Origin of the sequence: Streptomyces sp. CA-146814, assembly GCF_050942385.1 — a bacterium.
GTDB lineage: Bacteria > Actinomycetota > Actinomycetes > Streptomycetales > Streptomycetaceae > Streptomyces.
On sequence record NZ_CP192068.1, the window covers coordinates 2,338,190 to 2,355,093 of the forward strand.

Annotated in this window: 19 protein-coding genes and 1 pseudogene; 11 read left to right on the forward strand and 9 right to left on the reverse strand. The window is 70.8% G+C overall.

From position 1 onward, the window contains the following. Positions 1–13 precede the first annotated feature (13 nt). Positions 14–535 (reverse strand): MarR family winged helix-turn-helix transcriptional regulator, encoded by a 522-nt coding sequence (locus tag ACQP09_RS10335; RefSeq protein WP_433397798.1) that lies wholly within the window; start codon positions 533–535, stop codon positions 14–16. A gap of 144 nt (positions 536–679) precedes the next feature. On the opposite strand from ACQP09_RS10335, the gene ACQP09_RS10340 reads away from it, so the two are divergent. The 5 genes and pseudogenes from ACQP09_RS10340 (at position 680) to ACQP09_RS10360 (ending at position 4,862) form a co-directional block, all read left to right on the forward strand. After that, positions 680–2,344: an MFS transporter gene (locus ACQP09_RS10340; RefSeq protein WP_433397800.1), complete on the forward strand. Its 1,665-nt coding sequence runs from the start codon at positions 680–682 to the stop codon at positions 2,342–2,344. 51 nt (positions 2,345–2,395) lie between these two features. Further along, positions 2,396–2,548 (forward strand): annotated as a pseudogene (locus ACQP09_RS10345) (DUF6584 family protein); the annotation flags it as partial. 206 nt (positions 2,549–2,754) lie between these two features. After that, entirely contained in the window at positions 2,755–3,591 is an 837-nt protein-coding gene (locus ACQP09_RS10350) for a helix-turn-helix domain-containing protein (RefSeq protein WP_433397802.1), read from the forward strand. An 87-nt stretch (positions 3,592–3,678) separates the two neighbouring features. Next, the gene (locus ACQP09_RS10355; RefSeq protein WP_433397804.1) at positions 3,679–4,146 is read left to right on the forward strand and encodes a cupin domain-containing protein; all 468 of its coding nucleotides are present in this window, start codon (positions 3,679–3,681) and stop codon (positions 4,144–4,146) included. Further along, entirely contained in the window at positions 4,143–4,862 is a 720-nt protein-coding gene (locus tag ACQP09_RS10360) for an SGNH/GDSL hydrolase family protein (RefSeq protein ID WP_433397806.1), read from the forward strand. The genes ACQP09_RS10355 and ACQP09_RS10360 overlap by 4 nt, the downstream gene beginning before the upstream one ends. 55 nt (positions 4,863–4,917) lie before the next feature. Here ACQP09_RS10360 and ACQP09_RS10365 read toward each other — a convergent pair whose 3' ends face one another. Beyond that, entirely contained in the window at positions 4,918–5,271 is a 354-nt protein-coding gene (locus ACQP09_RS10365) for a hypothetical protein (protein ID WP_433397808.1), read from the reverse strand. Between the two features lie 226 nt (positions 5,272–5,497). Here ACQP09_RS10365 and ACQP09_RS10370 point away from each other — a divergent pair, with 226 nt between their 5' ends. The 3 genes from ACQP09_RS10370 to ACQP09_RS10380 all read left to right on the forward strand — a co-directional run bounded on the left by ACQP09_RS10370 (position 5,498) and on the right by ACQP09_RS10380 (position 7,361). Then, positions 5,498–6,325 (forward strand): helix-turn-helix domain-containing protein, encoded by an 828-nt coding sequence (locus tag ACQP09_RS10370; RefSeq protein ID WP_433397810.1) that lies wholly within the window; start codon positions 5,498–5,500, stop codon positions 6,323–6,325. Further along, positions 6,309–6,536 (forward strand): DUF397 domain-containing protein, encoded by a 228-nt coding sequence (locus ACQP09_RS10375; protein ID WP_433397812.1) that lies wholly within the window; start codon positions 6,309–6,311, stop codon positions 6,534–6,536. Before ACQP09_RS10370 ends, ACQP09_RS10375 begins: the two co-directional genes overlap by 17 nt. 162 nt (positions 6,537–6,698) lie before the next feature. Further along, the gene (locus ACQP09_RS10380; RefSeq protein ID WP_433397813.1) at positions 6,699–7,361 is read left to right on the forward strand and encodes a VOC family protein; all 663 of its coding nucleotides are present in this window, start codon (positions 6,699–6,701) and stop codon (positions 7,359–7,361) included. 936 nt (positions 7,362–8,297) lie between these two features. Here ACQP09_RS10380 and ACQP09_RS10385 read toward each other — a convergent pair. The 4 genes from ACQP09_RS10385 to ACQP09_RS10400 all read right to left on the reverse strand — a co-directional run bounded on the left by ACQP09_RS10385 (position 8,298) and on the right by ACQP09_RS10400 (position 11,011). Further along, complete coding sequence (locus ACQP09_RS10385; protein WP_433397815.1) at positions 8,298–8,660, reverse strand: hypothetical protein; 363 nt, start codon at positions 8,658–8,660, stop codon at positions 8,298–8,300. A 594-nt stretch (positions 8,661–9,254) separates the two neighbouring features. Continuing rightward, positions 9,255–9,527: a hypothetical protein gene (locus ACQP09_RS10390; protein ID WP_433397817.1), complete on the reverse strand. Its 273-nt coding sequence runs from the start codon at positions 9,525–9,527 to the stop codon at positions 9,255–9,257. A gap of 162 nt (positions 9,528–9,689) precedes the next feature. Then, the gene (locus ACQP09_RS10395) at positions 9,690–10,430 is read right to left on the reverse strand and encodes a class I SAM-dependent DNA methyltransferase (RefSeq protein WP_433397819.1); all 741 of its coding nucleotides are present in this window, start codon (positions 10,428–10,430) and stop codon (positions 9,690–9,692) included. Between the two features lie 80 nt (positions 10,431–10,510). Beyond that, positions 10,511–11,011 (reverse strand): TspO/MBR family protein, encoded by a 501-nt coding sequence (locus ACQP09_RS10400; protein WP_433397821.1) that lies wholly within the window; start codon positions 11,009–11,011, stop codon positions 10,511–10,513. Positions 11,012–11,494: 483 nt separating this feature from the next. On the opposite strand from ACQP09_RS10400, the gene ACQP09_RS10405 reads away from it, so the two are divergent. Next, positions 11,495–11,836, forward strand: coding sequence for an RNHCP domain-containing protein (locus tag ACQP09_RS10405; protein ID WP_356751532.1), 342 nt, complete (start codon positions 11,495–11,497; stop codon positions 11,834–11,836). Continuing rightward, the gene (locus ACQP09_RS10410) at positions 11,833–12,255 is read left to right on the forward strand and encodes an RNHCP domain-containing protein (protein WP_433397823.1); all 423 of its coding nucleotides are present in this window, start codon (positions 11,833–11,835) and stop codon (positions 12,253–12,255) included. Before ACQP09_RS10405 ends, ACQP09_RS10410 begins: the two co-directional genes overlap by 4 nt. A gap of 251 nt (positions 12,256–12,506) precedes the next feature. On the opposite strand, the gene ACQP09_RS10415 is transcribed toward ACQP09_RS10410, so the two are convergent. The 3 genes from ACQP09_RS10415 to ACQP09_RS10425 are packed head-to-tail and all read right to left on the reverse strand — an operon-like array spanning position 12,507 to position 15,639. Next, positions 12,507–13,340, reverse strand: a complete 834-nt coding sequence (locus tag ACQP09_RS10415) for a sugar phosphate isomerase/epimerase family protein (RefSeq protein ID WP_433397824.1) — start codon at positions 13,338–13,340, stop codon at positions 12,507–12,509. Continuing rightward, positions 13,337–14,491: a dihydrodipicolinate synthase family protein gene (locus ACQP09_RS10420; protein ID WP_433397826.1), complete on the reverse strand. Its 1,155-nt coding sequence runs from the start codon at positions 14,489–14,491 to the stop codon at positions 13,337–13,339. Before ACQP09_RS10420 ends, ACQP09_RS10415 begins: the two co-directional genes overlap by 4 nt. Further along, a complete protein-coding gene (locus tag ACQP09_RS10425) occupies positions 14,488–15,639 on the reverse strand; it encodes a Gfo/Idh/MocA family protein (RefSeq protein WP_433397828.1) in 1,152 nt (383 codons plus the stop codon). Before ACQP09_RS10425 ends, ACQP09_RS10420 begins: the two co-directional genes overlap by 4 nt. A gap of 110 nt (positions 15,640–15,749) precedes the next feature. Here ACQP09_RS10425 and ACQP09_RS10430 point away from each other — a divergent pair, with 110 nt between their 5' ends. After that, positions 15,750–16,868, forward strand: coding sequence for a LacI family DNA-binding transcriptional regulator (locus tag ACQP09_RS10430; RefSeq protein WP_433397830.1), 1,119 nt, complete (start codon positions 15,750–15,752; stop codon positions 16,866–16,868). Positions 16,869–16,904: the final 36 nt, after the last annotated feature.

Below are 16,904 nucleotides of genomic sequence, written 5' to 3' on the forward strand. Positions count from 1 at the left end.
CCCGGAATGCCACCTACGCCGCAGGCCCGCCGTCCCGGTACTCGTTGGCGAGCAGGGTGTCCATGGTCGACCGCAGCCGGCCGATGAAGTCCTCGAACCGCTGGATCTCCTGCGGCGAGTACGCGGACATCGCCTCGGCCATCCGTTCCGCGTACGGCCCGAAGAACGCCTCGGCGCGCGGCCGGATGTCGGGGCTGCTGCGCAGGGTGACGACCCGGCGGTCGGTGCTCTCACGGGTGCGGACGATGTGTCCGGCCTGTTCGAGCCGCTTGAGGAGGATGGCCGTCGCGCCGGAGGAGAGCGAGACGCGCTCGCTGAGGCGGGCGGGTGAGAGCGGTGTGCCCTGGTCCTCGGCGTACAGGATCTCCACCAGGGCGGCGGCATCGGTGGAGTGCAGCCCGAGCCAGGTCGCGAAGCGGCGCGTGAACTCGGTGTAGTTGGCGCCGAAGGCGCGCAGGCCGTCCATGAGGTGGTCGACGCGGGTCGCGTCGTCGTCGCCGCCGTTCCCGCCGGCTCCCGCATCGGCGTTGGCCATCGCTCTGCCCCACCCTCTCTCTTCCGCTTCCGCTCTTCCACGCTCTTCCGCTCTCCCTCGCTTTGACAACCTACCGCGCCCACTTTACCTTTGCCACAAAGCTAATTACCTTTGCGGTAAAGCAATCAAGGGAGTCGAAGCGCCATGCCCGAACCTTCCGGCCTGCCCGAACCTTCCCGGCCCGCGGAAACCCCTCCCTCGGTACGTCAGTGGCTCGGCCTCGTCGCCGTGGCCCTGGGCGTGGCGCTGATCGTCGTGGACATCACGATCGTCAACGTGATCCTCGCGCCGATCATCGAGGACCTGGCCATCGGCTCGTCCGAGGCCCAGTGGATCCAGGAGTCCTACGCGATCACCTTCGCGGCCCTCCTCCTGGTCACCGGCCGCCTCAGCGACCTCTACGGCGCGCGCCGGATCTTCCTGCTGGGCCTCGTGGTGTTCGGCGCGACGAGCCTGCTGGCAGCCCTCGCACCCAGCGGCGGGCTGCTGATCCTGGCCCGGTTCGTCCAGGGCGTCGGCGGAGCGATGATCCTGCCCACCTCGCTGGCCCTGCTGAACGCCACGTTCTCCGGCCGGGCGCGCGGCCAGGCGTTCGCCATCTGGGGCTCGACGATCGGAGCGGCCGCTGCCGTGGGACCGCTGCTGGGCGGCTGGCTCGCGGACATCTCCTGGCGCTGGGCCTTCGGCATCAACATCCCGCTCGTGGCCCTGATCGTGGCGGGCGGCCTGCTGTACCTGGACGTGTCGCCGCGCACCCGGGGCCGTATCGACGGCGTCGGAGCCGTACTCTCGGCGGCCGGCCTCGGCCTGCTCGCGTACGCCCTGATCGAGGGCCGCACGCACGGCTGGCTGATGACGACGAAACCGCTGGAGGTGGGCGGCCTCACGTGGAGCGGCGGCCCGTCGCCGGTGCTGGTGGCCTTCCTCGCGTCCGCCCTGGCCCTGGGCGCGTTCTGGCGGCGGCAGGCGGTGCTCGGCCGGTCGGACGGCGAGCCGCTGATGGACGTCGGCCTCTTCTCCATCCGCTCGTTCCGCAACGGCAACTTCGTGACGCTGATGGTCGGGCTCGGCGAGTTCGGCATCATCGCGGTGCTGCCGCTCTGGCTCCAGTTCGCCCTCGGCTACAGCGCGTTCCAGGCGGGCCTCGCGCTGGTCGCCCTGGCGGCGGGCAGTTTCGCCGCCTCCGGGGCCAGTTTCCCTATGTCGGCGACGGTCTCCGCCCTCACGCAGGTCCGGATCGGCCTGGTGCTGGAGGCGGCGGGGCTGGCGATGCTGGCGCTGATCGCCTCGACGGACAGCGCCTGGTGGCTGATCGCGATCGCGCTGTTCGTGTACGGGGTCGGCGTCGGCTTCGCCACGGCGCAGGTCACCAACATCGTGCTCGTCGACGTCCCGCCCCGAAGCGCCGGACAGGGCTCGGGCATCCAGAGCGCGGCGCGCGAACTCGGCTCGGCGCTGGGCATCGCGCTCCTCACGACCCTCTTCTTCAGCACGCTGGCGTCCGGCATGACCGACCGCCTCACCCGCGACGGAGTGGCCGCCGGTGAGGCGGAACGGCTGGGCGACGTCGTCACGGAGAGCGCCGGTTCGGTGATCGGGGCCTTCGCGGCGGACCCGCGTACGGCGACGGCGGCGGAGGCGGCGCGCGAGGCGATGGCGGTGGGGGTGCAGGTCTCCGGATACGTGTGCGCGGGGCTGCTGCTGTTGGCGCTGGCGGCGACGCTGTTCATGTCACCGAAGGCGCGTACGGGCGCCAGGGCCGGGGAGAAGCGGAGCGACCTGGAGGACGTGCCGGGCCCGGCCCGCTGAACAACTGACTCGTACGGCCCCCTCCCCCTCCCCCACCCGCATGACGAGCACGTGGCGCTGAAGAACACCCTGGCCCGCGTGGACGCGGACCTCACCGCCGGGCGCGTTCCGGTGGCGAGACAGCGTCTACGCGGCCTGGTCTCCCCCTACCCGCACGAGCCCGCGCCCCGCCGCCGCCTGGCCGAGGTCTACCGCCTGTACGGGCTGGTCTCGCTGTTCGACTGAGGCCGGGACCGGGGCTGGGGCTCAGGCCGTGGTGGATGTCCTCACACCTCGTCGGCCTGCGCGATACCGGGCTCGTCCCGGGAACATCCCGCGTACTGTTCCCGCGTACTGTTCCCGCGTGCTGCTCCCACGTGCTGTTTCGGACGGCCAACTTGCCGCACTCGCCGGTTTGTACACTGATGAGAGTGCAGGACCATACGGCCACCAGGATCGATGCACGCCCGGCGCCTGCCTTGCGGCGGTACGTCGGCTCGTATGCCGGGTTCGACCTGCGCGGGTTCCCGGCGGGGGTGCACTGCGGTCCGCCGGGTCGCGTGCTCACCGCGGTGATCAGCCTGGCCGACCCGCTGCAGGTGGCGGCGGGCGTCGACGACGGGTCACCGGTCACCCGGTTCGGCAGCGTGGCCGGCGGTCTGATGAGCCGGTCCGTCGCGATCCACCACGACGGACGCCAGCAAGGCGTGCAGGTGTCACTGACGCCGCTCGGGGCCCGGGCCGTCTACGGGATGCCCGCCGCCGCGCTCGCCCACCAGCTGGTCCCGCTCGACGATCTTCTCGGAGCGCTCGGCGTCGAGCTGATCGACCGGCTCAGAGCGGCGACGACATGGGCCGCGCGGTTCGCCGTGCTCGACGAGCTGCTCCTGCGAGCCGTCGGCCGCGGCGCCGACGGAGATCGCGTGCCCCGGGTGCGCCCCGAGGTGGCCGAGGCATGGCGCCGCCTGGTCGCCGCGCGGGGCCGCGTCCAGGTCGAGGCGGTCGCCGCGGAACTGGGCTGGAGCCGTCGTTACCTCACCGAGCGGTTTCGCGATGAGGTGGGCCTGCCGCCGAAGACCTTCGCCCGCGTTCTGCGCTTCGAGCACGCGCACGAACTGGCGACGGTGCACGCCCCGCTCCCGTGGGCCGATGTGGCGACCGTCTCCGGCTATGCCGACCAGGCTCATCTCGTACGGGACTGGCGCGAGTTCACCGGCCGATCGCCGACGGCCTGGCGTCGCGGCGAAGTCCTCCTCGGGACCGGCTAGTCACCGACGGGTAGCCCGCCGCGCTCCCCTTCCGCTGTTCCCTTTCCTTCAAGACCGCCCGAACCCCGCCCTGTGACGATCGTCGGTATGAGACTCGTCAACCACGAACCCAACGCCGTCGACCTGCGGACCACCCCCGTACACCTCGGGCTGGGATCGCGGGCGAAACCCGTCGAGGGCTTCGCCTGGGACCCGGAGGTGCTCCAGGCATACAGCGCCGCCGTCGCGGAGGACGGCGCCGAGGGCCGGATGGTGGCCATCTTCGACGGCGACGGCCCCGGCGACCACTGGGAGCGCCACCCCGCCGGCGACGAACTGGTCGTCTGCCTCACCGGGTCGGTGACGGTCACCCGCGAGGTGGATGGGGTGCCCCACCGCGTCGTGCTCGGGCCGGGCGAGGCCACCGTCAACCCGGCCGGGACATGGCACGCGGTCGACATGGCGGGACCGGCGTCCATCCTGACCATCACCGCCGGCCTCGGCACCGACCACCGCCCCCGGACCGACGTCAACCCGACCGAGCACGTCGGGACGCCCGGCCCGCAAGCGCCGTGACGACACACGTCGCGTGCCTCGGTGACAGCCTCACCCGCGCGCAGCTCAGCACCGACTACCTGGACCTTCTCGAACGACGCCACCCTCCCGGCGACCTGCGGCTCACCCGCTTCGGCGCCAACGGCGACTTCGCCTACAACCTCTCGCGGCGCCTCGATGCCGTCGTCGCGGACCCGCCCGACGTGATCACCGTCCTGATCGGGACCAACGACGCCCGGGCGAGCCTCGCCGGCTACCCCGTCGAGCGGGCCATGAAGCGCAAGCACCTCCCCGAGCGCCCGTCGGCCGGCTGGTTCCAGCAGTGCCTGGGAGCCGTCGTCGAACGGCTGCGAACGGAGACCGACGCGACGATCGGCCTGCTGTCGCTCCCGGTCCTCGGCCAGCAACTCGACGGAGCTGCGGCGCAGGCATCGCAGGCGTACAGCCGGGTGATCGCCGAGGTCGCCACCACCACCGGGGCGGCCTACCTCCCGCTCCACGAACGCCAGACCGAGGAGCTACGCCGAGCGGACCCGCCGCCGATCCCGTACCGGGAGCCGACGCCCGCGGCCGGCCTCGGCGTCCTCGTCCGGCGCGCCGTTCTGGGCCGCAGCCTCGACACGGTCGCGCGGCGCCGGGGCCTCGTACTCACGACCGACCACATCCACCAGAACAGCCGCGGCGCCGCCCTTGTCGCGGAGGTCATCGACACCTGGCTGCCGACCCGGAGCCGGTAGCCGAGGGCTCGGTGGAGGACCGTCTCCGCGTGCGCGGGGACGGTCCGGAGTGCCGCTACGGGCTGATCTCGCTGTCCGGCTGGGACTGAGGGAACACCGCCTCCAACCGGGAACCCCTGCTCTCCGCGATCCGCTTGACCTGCTCCAGCGACTCGCACAACCTGCTGGCGAGGAAGCGGAGTTGCGGCGCGGTGGCGTGGGCCTCGGACTCGACCTCGGCCTCGGCCAGCAGATCGGCGGCGTGGCCGAGCAGTTCGTCGGCCATGTCGAGCTGGATCTCCTCCACCTCGTCGGCCTTCCGCGACACATAGCCGGTGCCGTCCCCGACGACGTAGCAGGGCTTGCCACCCGTACCCGTCCACGGCAGCAGCCGCGCGGCGGAGGCGTCCCGCTCTCCGGCCACCCTCATGCGGCGGCCTCGCTCTCGGGGCCGGAGCGAAGACTCGGGGGCGGCGGCAGCGGTTCCAGGGCGCGGGCAAGGGCGTACGTCATGGGGCCTGCTCTCTCGTCGTTCGGGCCGGACGGGCATCGCTTCTTTCCGTAGCGAATCCATCACAGAGTGGGGTCGCGGGTCGCTACGCTTCCAGGGGGTCGGGCATGACAGCACGCTGGTCAGATCGAGGAGTTGGGCGCGTATGAAGGCAGACGGACAGCCGCGTACGGCACGGCAGAAGTACGGCGAGGAGCTGAAGCTGCGCCGCATGGCAGCCGGGTTGACCCAGGAGGCGCTGGCCGAGCAGGTGGTCTGCTCACCGACGCTCATCAGCCATTACGAGGCGGGGCGGCGGCTGCCGAGTCCGGACGACGCGCGGCGGATCGACCGGGCGCTGGAGACGGACGGGTTCTTCGAGCGGTGGCTGCAGGACCTGGAGACAAAGTACGCCGACCATTTCGCGGCGGTTGCGGAGCTGGAGCTGCAAGCAGTACTCATCCAGCAGTTCGCACTGTCACTCGTACCGGGCCTGCTGCAGACGAACGACTACGCACGGGCCTTGTTCCAGGCGTACCGGCCCAACCACCGCCAGGAGGAGGTTGACCAGGACGTCGTCAACCGAACGGAGCGCGCCCGCATTCTCCACGGCCCGATGAATCCGGTGCTGTGGACTCTGCTGGACGAGGCGGTGCTGCGGCGGCGGGTCGGCGGCCCGCAGGTGATGGCCAGGCAGCTGCGGAAGATCGCGGACATGGCTGACGCAGGACGGCTGCGGCTGCACGTGCTGCCCTTCGATGTGGGAGCCCACTCTCTCCAGGAGAGCCTGCTGACACTGATGAGTTTCGCCGACTCCGCTCCGGTGGCGTACGTCGAGGGCTTCCAGACCGGCAACTTGATGGATGATCCGCGCTTGGTGGCATTCAGCCGCACGGCCTACGATCTCGCTCTGAGCGATGCGTTGTCGCACCAGGAGTCGGTGGCCCGGGTACGGGCCGCAGCGGAGGAGCACGAACATGGTCAGCAGCAGTAGGCGGAGCGTTGCGGACGCGTCCACGCTCACGGGCTGGTTCAAGTCCAGCTACAGCGGCGGCGGCCAGGGCGAGTGCCTTGAGGTCGCGCGGGGCCACGCCACCGTCCCCGTACGCGACAGCAAGGCGGCGAACGGCCCCGCGCTGATGTTCTCCACCCAGGACTGGACCCGGTTCGTCACCGCCGTCAAGCACGGCGAGCTCGCCGCCTGACACCTGGCATACGACGACTCACCAGCGGCCCCGTCACGGTCACCGACCTGACGGGGCCGTTGTCATGACTCATTGCCCGGCTACTCAAACTTGACTAGGGTCGGCGTCAGGACAGAGAAGACCATTCCGCTGCTGCCATGCCGGACGGAACTGATCCAGTCCGTGGTCGACTTCTACACAGCCCTGGGCTTCGAGACGACGCACCTGCAGAAGAGCCCGTACGCGTACGCGGTGGTCGAGCGGGGAGCCGTCGAGATACAGCTGTACGGCATGAAGGACTACGACCCGGCCTCGTCGCACTCGACCTGCTACGTGCTCACCGACGACGTGGACGGCCTGCACGCGGCCTTCCGCTCGGGCCTCAAGGCCGCGTACGGACGCATCCCGACGCGAGGGCTGCCGCGTATCGGCCCGCTGAAGGACATGTCGTACGGAGTACGGCAGTTCCTGACGACCGACCCGACCGGCAACACGATCCGGGTGGGCCAGACGCTCGGCAACGCCGACACCGAGGAGCCCGCAGCAACCGCCCCGAAGGAGACGTTCGCCCGGGCCTTGCACATGGCGGACCTGTTCGCGGACTCCAAGCAGGACTACCCGGGGGCCGCCAGGATCATCGACCGGGTGCTGAACCTGGAGGACGAGCGGCCGACTCCGGTACAGCGGGTGCAACTGCTGCTCCTGCGCGGGGACATCGCGCAGCGGCTGGGGGACGCGGAGGGGGCGCAGAAGTGGCTGGAGGAGGCCGACTCGGTCCAACTCGACACGAAGGAGCGGGAGGCCGCGCGTGATGCCCTTGCCCGACTGGGTGATCTGCGGGGGTGAACAGTGGAGGGGGCGGGGCTGATTGGCTGGGTAGGCGGGTGGAGCGTGCTTCTGAGGCCTGGCCGGGGACGATACGCACGGCGTGACCATCGGGTGCAGCTCGCTGAGGTGAACTTACCGGTTGGATCTGATGATTTGGCGGACGTGGAGGTGCCTCGGCCACTTCAGCGCTCTGTCTGCCACCACGCAGGCGTGAGCAGCGAATGCGAGGATCAAGGTCGAGGGTTTGCAAAGGCCCTATAAACGAGCAGCTCAGGAAGTGGTCCCCGCGCGAGCGGGGGTGATCCGCTTCCCCAGGACGTGCCGGCCCCCGCTCCGGCGTGGTCCCCGCGCGAGGGGGGGTGATCCGTGCTCGCGGGCCACCTGGGCGGCCTCGTACTTGTGGTCCCTGCGCGAGCGGGGGTGATCCGGACATGATGTCTCGCACTCTCTCCGTCGCCGAGTGGTCCCTGCGCGAGCGGGGGTGCTCCGTGCAGACCCTCGCCGGTAAGCCGGTGCCGGACGTGGTCCCCGCGCGAGCGGGGGTGTTTGCTCTGCGGGACCCCCGGCGGGGCGTCTTTACCGAGTCATGACGCCTAACCGGGCGCAATCGCCCACCGGCGTACCACCGAAGACCGCATCCGCGCCGCCCGCCAGGTCGCCCTGCCCAAGGCATGAAGGCCGGAGCCCACCACGTCACACTGGCGATCGTGGGCCCGGCCGGGTAGCCAGGGCGTGACCGAACGTAGCCCGGTGATCAAGAAGCACGCCACCGGTCGGGCGCGGTGCGTTGCTCACAAGGTGACGGTGGCGAACACGAGCGTCTCTCGTACCCCCGCTCGTCGAAGCACTCGATGTTCACACCTTGTCCCGGCCCACGTGATCCTCGCGCGGCCGAGGCGTTCCGGTCGAGGCCGGGCAGGTGGCTGGCGCCCACACGTGTCCCAAACGAGTCGCTTACAGGTCGAGCACCGCCCACACCCGCCGACCGTCCTCCGCCGTGTCCGTTCCGCACGTCACCGCGCCCAACCGGGCGAGTTCCGGCAGCACCGAGTCGTGCGCGACTGCATGGACCGGTTGGTGCGACAGAGCAACGATCAGGGCCTGCCGCCCTTGGTCAGCAAGGTGTACGGAGACCCTGCGGCCGCCGTCCGCGACCGCTGTGCGCACCAGCAGTTCCGTCAACTCTACTGCTGTCCGGCCCACTTCCCGGTAGCCCCACTCCTGCAGCCGAAGAAGCACGTGGCCCGACGCCTTCTTCGGCGACCAGGAGGCTGCCTCCAACTGCCAGTTCGCCGACCGCCGGTTCCGGATCAACATCCGGGCGTCCACCGTGGCCGTGAGGCTCGTACTCGGGCGCGGTGGGGCGATCGGGCGCTTCGGCGGAGGTGGAGTCTTCGGCGGATGGTCCGGGGTGTGATCCGACACGACGGCTCCCTGGGTCGGCGCGGACGCCCATCGTAGAACCGGGTGCTGCAGCTCATGGCGGCGATCGCTGATCCTTCACCCGTTCAGGTAGGAGCTGACGAACGCGGCGCTTCGGGGGCGGACATCCTGGAGGAGGGGGCGCTGGCTGATCGACAGGGGGCACCCTGAGGCGAATGCACTTGCTCCCGTAGCGCTTCACGACAGCTGGCAGGCGGGTCAGTCAGCAAAACAAAGACAAGGTCCGTGAGGAGTTCCGCTCTGTCACCATGTACTGGTGAGCAACACACCCTTGAGTCAAGAAATGGCAAAGCCTCTATAAACGTGCAGGTCAGGAAGAGTTGTCCCCGCTCAGGCGGGGGTGTTCCGGTGTCGGTCCTGGTTCGTACGGCCATAGGAGTGTTGTCCCCGCGCAGGCGGGGGTGGTCCCAGGTAGGTGAATAGGCCCCGCATATGGATGGCGTTGCCCCCACTCGCAGGCCGCGCTGGTCAGGCCGAAGAGGTCAGCCTCTTCGCCGTGCTGCAGTGTGCCGTCCTCGTGTGGCGCCACAGTTGGATCACCGTCAGGGTGAACAACGCTGCGAACGCCACCAACAGGATCGCCGCGATCTCCGTCTGGCGGCCGGCGCCTGCTCCTTGGCGGTCCAGTTGGAGGAGCAGTCCCAGGAGGCAGAGCGCCATTCCGCCTGCGTACACCGAGCGGACTCGGCGCAGTTGACGTACAGCGCGAGGGGCGAGGGCTACACGCTTCATGAAGGCCATGTGCGCCGGATACCCCGGAGGCGGCCGGACAGTCGCCGTTGGGGCCGTTCGGGGGTGCGGGCCGCCGCACCCCCGAACGGTGGAGGTGAGGGCCGGTTCCAAAGCCCTCGTGGTGTTGTTCGGATCCGGCGGGTGGGTGGATTGGTTCCGGTGGAGGAAATTTCAGGTCGGCTTGCGCCACACGGAGATGTGCTTCGTGGAGTCCTGGGTGAACGGCGTTCCGTTCCAGTCCGCGACCCGGTGTTCCGGCTGAAGGCCCGCGATCCTCGCCATCAGGTCCAGCTCCGCCGGCCAGGCGTACCGGTGGCGGGAGTTGCCCCGGCGGTAGCGGCCGTCGTCGCCGTCGCGTGTGAAGTGGTGCGAGACGAGGATCTGCTCCACCAGGTCGAACGTGTCGAAGCCGAGATGCCGCTCGGAGACGTCGAACGGCACCGCGGTCTGGCCGGGCGGCAGAGAGCGCAGGGGCGGCAAACCGAGCTCGATGACGAAGCGGCCACCGGGCTCCAGATGTCGGGCCGCGTTGCGGAAGCACTCGACCTGCTCGTCCTGTGTGAGCAGGTTCGAGATGGTGTTGTAGACGAGGTAGACCAGGGTGAAGGCACCGGGGACGACCGTGGTCGCCATGTCCCCGATGGTCACCGGGAGCGTCTCCTCGTCGATCTTGCGGCGCAACACCGCCGCCATGGGTTCGGACAGTTCGATGCCCGCCACCGGTACGCCGCGTTCCCGGAGTGGTACGCCCACCCGTCCCGTACCGATGGCGAACTCCAAGGCCCTTCCCTCTCCTGCCAGTTCGGCCAGGGAGGTGAGCATGGGGTCCAGGGTGGCGGGCGAGGAGTTCTCCGCCTCCTCGGTGTCGTAGCGGTCGGCGGTCTCTCGGGTCCACAGTTCGCTGCTCGTCACGGGCAGGCACTCTGCCTGGCGCCCCGGGCTGCTGTCGAACGTATAAGCCGTCGTCCGGGTCCCGCCCGCGCCGGGGAAGATCAGTTGGCCAGCCAGAGCGCCAGGTTCAGCGCCGCCGCGTAGCCGACCCATAGGAGGTACGGCACCAGGAGCCAGGCCGCGCGCCGGTCCACCCGTGCCGAGAGCAGCGCGGTGGTCACCACGGCCGCCAGCAGCAGGGCGATGTCGAGGAAGGCCAGCCCGTACTGTTCGGCGGCGAAGAACAGCGGCGTCCACAGCGCGTTCAGCGCCAGCTGCACGCCCCACGCCACGAGTGCCGGCCGGCGGCCCGGGCCGGGGCGGCGGGCGACGAGCCAGCCCGCCACCGCGATCATCCCGTACAGCACCGTCCACACCGGGCCGAAGAGCCACCCGGGCGGCGCCCACGCGGGCCGGTCCAGGGCGGCGTAGGTGCTGCCCGCGTCGCCCGTGGCAGTCGCGCCCACGGCGGCCACGCCGTAGCAGAGCACGAGCAGCAGGAGGAGCGTCAGCCAGCTCCGCCGGCGGGGCGGGGCCGCTGCGGTGGTGGACGTCGATGGCACGGGAGCGCTCCTGTTCCTCGGGCCGGCCCACCGGTAGTCGGCGCGCCGCACGGCGACGAGTACCCCACCTGGTGTCCTTCACCCGGAGCGACGGAAACGGACAGGCGAGCGAGCGTGGCCCCGCGTGACCCGGTGGTCCACCTCTCGCTAATTCGGTGGTCCGCCTCCCGTTGCCGTTGTTACGGTGCTTCCGCCTTGTCGCGGTGCCGACCGCGGGTGACCTCTGGGCCGTGTGCCCTGGAAAGCAGTTGATGTATGCCCCGGTCAGTGACTCCGAGCCTCCCTCGTCGCGCCCACGGCGCCGGGGCGACCGGGCCTGACCTCATGCGCAGCCGTACGTTCACCGTCTGCTGACGCTCCACGGCCTCCGACAGCTCCGGCCCTCCGCCGCGAGGGGTGCTCGGTACTTCCCTGCTGCCTTTTCCCTCACCTTCGGCAAGGAGTATCCGGGTGTCACACGACCACCCCCAGCACCGCTCAGCCATGTCCTCCCTCTCCACCTTCACCTGCGTCCGCTGCGGCCTGACCGTCGCCGCGTCCGCACCCGACGGCAGCCGGCGCAACCACTGCCCCAGCTGTCTGCACTCCCAGCACCTCGTCGACCACGCCGAGGGCGGCCCCTCCGACTGCGAGGGCCGGATGACACCGATCTCCATCGCGGTACTCCGGACCGGCGACTGGATGGTCGTCCACCGCTGCGTCCGCTGCGACGAGCTGACCTCGAACCCCGTGTGCGGGGACGACAACCAGCTCATCCTGATGCGGATGGCCGTACGTCCCCTCGCGCAGCCGCCGTTCCCGCTCGAAGCGTTCGGTGACCTGTGACGCGGCGTGGAGCCCGATCGGGCGGGGCGCGTCGTCCTCAGCGTCCTAAGGACGTGCTTCACGGGTCGGCCGGGGCGCGCGGTGACGCGTTCCGGTGCGTCGGCTGCCGGCTCGATGTCTCGGTGGTCGCGCCGGGCACCGCCCACCGCAACCACTGCCCGTCCTGCCTGGGCAGCCTGCATGTGGACCGGCGGATCCCGGGCGACCGGGCGGCGGGCTGCGGCGGACGCATGACGGCGCTGAGCCTGTCGGTACGGGCGGACGGGGAGTGGATGCTCATCCACGCCTGCCTGACCTGCGGCGAACTCAGCGCCAACCGCATCGCGGGCGACGACAACGCCCTGGCGCTGATACGGCTGGCGCTGCGGCCGCTCGCAGACGCCGGTATCCCCGCCTCGCGGGTCATGCTCACGCTGTGAGACTGGAGGGGCCGTCCGGTGTCCGCCGGGCGGCCCCCTGTCAGCGGTCCGCTCCCCCAGCGCAAGAAGAGGGCGGAAAGCAAGAATGGGGCCCGGCCTCGCGGCCGGACCCCCCTCGCTTTCCCCCCGTCGGGCCTTCCCGTTCCCCCCGGACCCCTCCCCGGAAGTCCCGACGCCATGTGTGACCCCGGAGGGTACGTAAAGGTTGCAACCCTTTACGATCTCTTTACCTTCGGTTTCGATCACCCCTCTCAGCAGGCATGTTGCACATAGCGCTCCGCCACCTCCGCCAGCGCCTCCGCCCCCTCCCGGGCCCACAGCGCCTCGTTGAAGATCTCCACCTCGATCGGGCCGCCGAAGCCCGCCGCCTCCACCTGCGTACGGAACGCGCGGAAGTCCACGCTGCCGTCGCCCAGTTGGCCCCGGCCCAGCAGGACGCCCGCCGGGAGCGGGGTGATCCAGTCGGCCAGCTGGAAGGAATGGATGCGCCCGCCCGCGCCTGCCCGGGCGATCTGCGCGGGTGCCTGGTCGTCCCACCAGACGTGGTACGTGTCGACGACCACGCCGACCTGCTCGGCCGGGAAGCGTTCCGCCAGGTCCAGGGCCTGGGCCAGGGTGGAGATCACGCAGCGGTCCGCCGCGAACATCGGGTGCAGCGGTTCGATCGCCAGGCGTACGCCGCGCTCCGCCGCGTACGGTCCGAGTTCGGCCAGCGCGTCCGCCACGCGTTCGCGCGCGCCGTGGAGGTCGCGGCTGCCGGGCGGGAGGCCGCCGGAGACCAGGACCAAGGTGTCCGTGGCGACGGCCGCCGCCTCGTCGACCGCTCGGCGGTTGTCGTCCAGGGCGCGGGACCGCTCGGCCGGGTCCAGGGCCGTGAAGAAGCCGCCCCGGCAGAGGCTGGTGACGGTGAGGCCCGCGTCCGCCAGGAGCCTCGCCGTGCGCTCGACGCCGTACGCCTGGATCGGCGCCCGCCACAGGCCCACCTGGCCGATGCCCGCCTTGACGCAGCCCTCCGCCAGCTCGGGCAGCGACCACTGCTTGATCGTCTCCTGGTTGAGCGAGAGGCGGGAGAGCTGTTCGTTCATCGTGCTCCTCCGTGGACCGCCAGCAGTGCGCGCATACGGTGTGCCGCCAGCTCCGGGTCCGGGAACAGGCCCAAGCCGTCGGCCAGTTGGTACGCCTTCGCCAGGTGCGGCAGCGAGCGGGCCGACTGCAGGCCGCCCGCCATCGTGAAGTGGTCCTGGTGGCCGGCCAGCCAGGCCAGGAGGACCACGCCCGTCTTGTAGAAGCGGGTGGGCCGTTGGAAGAGGTGGCGGGAGAGTTCGACCGTGGGGTCCAGGAGGGCCCGGAAGCCTGCCGTATCGCCCGTGTCCAGGACCCGTACGGCCTGCGCCGCCAGCGGGCCCAGCGGGTCGAAGATGCCCAACAGCGCGTGGCTGAAGCCTCGTTCGTCGCCCGCGATCAGCTCCGGGTAGTGGAAGTCGTCGCCCGTGTAGCACCGCACCCCGCCCGGGAGGCGTCGGCGTACGTCGATCTCACGGGCCGCGTCCAGGAGCGAGATCTTGATGCCGTCGACCTTGTCCGGGTGTTCGGCGATGACCTTCAGGAAGGTGTCCGTCGCCTCGTCCAGGTCCGTGCTGCCCCAGTAGCCCTCCAGCGCCGGATCGAACATCGGGCCCAGCCAGTGCAGGATCACCGGCTCGGATGCCTGGCGCAGGAGGTGCGCGTAGGTGGCGAGGTAGTCCTCCGGGCCGCGCGCCGCCCTCACCAGCGCGCGCGATGCCATCAGGATCGGTTGTACGCCGTTCGCCTCGGCCAGCGTCAGCTGCTCCTCGTACGCGGCGACGACCTCCGCCAACGTCGTTTCGGTGGAAGGCAGTAGCTGGTCCGTGCCGACTCCGCACGCGATCCGGCCACCCACCGCCCTCGCCTCCGCCGCCGACCGGCGGATCAGTTCGGCCGCGCCCGCCCAGTCCAGGCCCATCCCGCGCTGCGCGGTGTCCATCGCCTCCGCCACGCCCAGGCCGTGCGACCAGAGGTGGCGGCGGAAGGCGAGCGTGGCGTCCCAGTCGACGGCCGCCGGGTCGTCGGGGCTGACATCCGCGTACGGGTCCGCGACCACATGGGCCGCCGAGAAGACCGTACGGGAGGTCGGCGGCGCCCCGCCGGCCGCCAGGTCCAGCGGGGTGGCCCGTGGCGTGTACGGGCCCTGCGGCAGGAGCACCGGAGCCGTCACAGCGTCAGCTCCGGGACCTCGAAACGGCGCCCCTGTGCCGACGACTTCAGTCCCAGCTCGGCGAGTTGGACACCTCGTGCACCGGCCAGCAGGTCCCAGGTGTACGGCTCGTCCAGCACCACATGGCGCAGGAACAGCTCCCACTGCGCCTTGAAGCCGTTGTCGAACTCCTGGTTGTCCGGGATCTCCTGCCACTGGTCACGGAACGACTCGGTGACCGGGAGGTCCGGGTTCCAGACCGGCTTGGGCGTCGAAGAGCGGTGCTGTACGCGGCAGTTGCGCAGGCCGGCCACCGCTGAGCCGTGCGTGCCGTCCACCTGGAACTCCACCAGCTCGTCGCGGTTGACCCGGACCGTCCAGGAGGAGTTGATCTGTGCGACCGCCCCGCCCGCCAGCTGGAAGATCCCGTACGCCGCGTCGTCGGCGGTCGCCTCGTACGGCTTGCCGTGCTCGTCCCAGCGCCGCGGAACGTGCGTCTGCACATGAGCCGTTACGGAGGTGACCTGGCCGAACAGCTCGTGGAGCACGTACTCCCAGTGCGGGAACATGTCGACGACGATGCCGCCGCCGTCCTCCGCGCGGTAGTTCCACGACGGGCGCTGTGCCTCCTGCCAGTCGCCCTCGAAGACCCAGTAGCCGAACTCTCCCCGGATGGAGAGGATGTCGCCGAAGAAGCCGCCGTCGATCAGGCGCTTCAGCTTCAGTAGGCCCGGCAGGAAGATCTTGTCCTGGACCACGCCGTGCTTGATGCCCGCGTCCCGTGCGAGGCGGGCCAGGTCGAGTGCGCCTTCGACGTCCGTGGCCGTCGGCTTCTCCGTATAGACGTGCTTGCCGGCCGCGATCGCCTTCTTGATCGCCTCCACCCGGGCCGAGGTGACCTGGGCGTCGAAGTAGATGTCGACCGTGTCGTCCGCGAGCACCGCGTCCAGGTCCGTCGACCACTCGGTCAGCCCGTGCCGGGCCGCCAGCTCCTCCAGGGCGTGGGCGCGGCGGCCGACGAGGACGGGCTCCGGCCAGAGCACCTCGCCGTCGCCCAGGTCCAGGCCGCCCTGCTCGCGGATCGCGAGGATCGAACGCACCAGATGCTGCCGGTATCCCATGCGACCGGTGACGCCGTTCATGGCGATGCGCACTGTCCTGCGTGTCACGAAGGTCCCTCCATACAGCCGTAGCAAGCGCTTTCTATACGGGATGACGCTAGCCTGCGGGCAGCGGCCGGACAAGAGGGGCGCCGCACGTGACCTCACGGAGGAAAGCGATGACAGTCACCCTGGCGGACGTGGCGGCCCGCGCCCGGGTGTCCCCGGCCACCGTCTCCCGTGTGCTCAACGGCAACTACCCGGTCGCCGCCTCGACCCGGGAGCGGGTCCTGCGCGCGGTGGACGACCTGGACTACGTGCTCAACGGGCCCGCCAGCTCGCTGGCCGCCGCCACCTCCGACCTGGTCGGGATCCTGGTCAACGACATCGCGGACCCCTTCTTCGGGATCATGGCCGGGGCCGCACAGACCCAGATCGGCGGGCCCGGGGACGGGTCCGGGCGGGCGGGCGGCGAGAAGCTGGCCGTCATCTGCAACACCGGCGGCTCGCCCGAGCGCGAGCTGACCTACCTCACCCTCCTCCAGCGCCAGCGCGCCGCAGCCGTCGTCCTCACCGGCGGCGCGGTCGAGAACGCGGACCACCAGGCGGCCATGGCAGCGAAGTTGGCCAAGATGGCCGACGCCGGCACCCGGATCGTCTTCTGCGGCCGGCCGCCGCTCCCGGACGGGGACGCGCTCGTCGCCGCGCTCGCCTTCGACAACCGGGGCGGCGGGCGGCGGTTGACCGAGCACCTGATCTCGCTGGGCCACCGCAGGATCGGTTACGTCGCCGGGCCTCCCGAACGCACCACCACCCGCCACCGGTTGGAGGGCCACCGCGAGGCCCTGCGCGCTGCCGGGCTCGACGCGGAGGGCACGGAGGACGCGGAGGGCACGGAGGACACGAAGGGCACGGGCACGGGCCAGGAGCGGCTCACCGTGCACGGGCCCTACGACCGGCGCTCCGGCTACGAGGCCACGCTCGAAATACTGCGCCGGGAGCCCGGCATCACCGCCGTCGTCGCGGCCAACGACACGGTGGCGCTGGGTGCTTGCGCCGCCGTACGCGACCAGGGGCTGCGCATCCCGCAGGACATCTCGGTGGCCGGCTTCGACGACCTGCCGTTCTCGGTGGACGCCGTCCCCGCGCTGACGACCGTACGGCTGCCGCTCTTCGAGGCGGGCGCGCGGGCCGGACGGCTGGCCATGGGCAAGGAGGACCCGCCGCCGGGCGGCATCGCGACCATCGCGGCCGAGCTGATGATCCGGGGGTCGACGGCTCCGCCGCGGGTGGGGTGAGGACTCCTCCGCGCGGCTCCCGGCCCCCTGTGCGGG

Coding starts and splice junctions, on each gene's coding strand:
- ACQP09_RS10340 (WP_433397800.1), top strand. CDS start 680: ATGCCCGAACCTTCCGGCCTGCCCGAACCTTCCCGGCCCGCGGAAACC.
- ACQP09_RS10335 (WP_433397798.1), bottom strand. CDS start 535: ATGGCCAACGCCGATGCGGGAGCCGGCGGGAACGGCGGCGACGACGAC.
- ACQP09_RS10390 (WP_433397817.1), bottom strand. CDS start 9,527: ATGGCCTTCATGAAGCGTGTAGCCCTCGCCCCTCGCGCTGTACGTCAA.
- ACQP09_RS10385 (WP_433397815.1), bottom strand. CDS start 8,660: ATGTTGATCCGGAACCGGCGGTCGGCGAACTGGCAGTTGGAGGCAGCC.
- ACQP09_RS10430 (WP_433397830.1), top strand. CDS start 15,750: ATGACAGTCACCCTGGCGGACGTGGCGGCCCGCGCCCGGGTGTCCCCG.
- ACQP09_RS10405 (WP_356751532.1), top strand. CDS start 11,495: ATGTCCTCCCTCTCCACCTTCACCTGCGTCCGCTGCGGCCTGACCGTC.
- ACQP09_RS10375 (WP_433397812.1), top strand. CDS start 6,309: ATGGTCAGCAGCAGTAGGCGGAGCGTTGCGGACGCGTCCACGCTCACG.
- ACQP09_RS10415 (WP_433397824.1), bottom strand. CDS start 13,340: ATGAACGAACAGCTCTCCCGCCTCTCGCTCAACCAGGAGACGATCAAG.
- ACQP09_RS10365 (WP_433397808.1), bottom strand. CDS start 5,271: ATGAGGGTGGCCGGAGAGCGGGACGCCTCCGCCGCGCGGCTGCTGCCG.
- ACQP09_RS10370 (WP_433397810.1), top strand. CDS start 5,498: ATGAAGGCAGACGGACAGCCGCGTACGGCACGGCAGAAGTACGGCGAG.
- ACQP09_RS10355 (WP_433397804.1), top strand. CDS start 3,679: ATGAGACTCGTCAACCACGAACCCAACGCCGTCGACCTGCGGACCACC.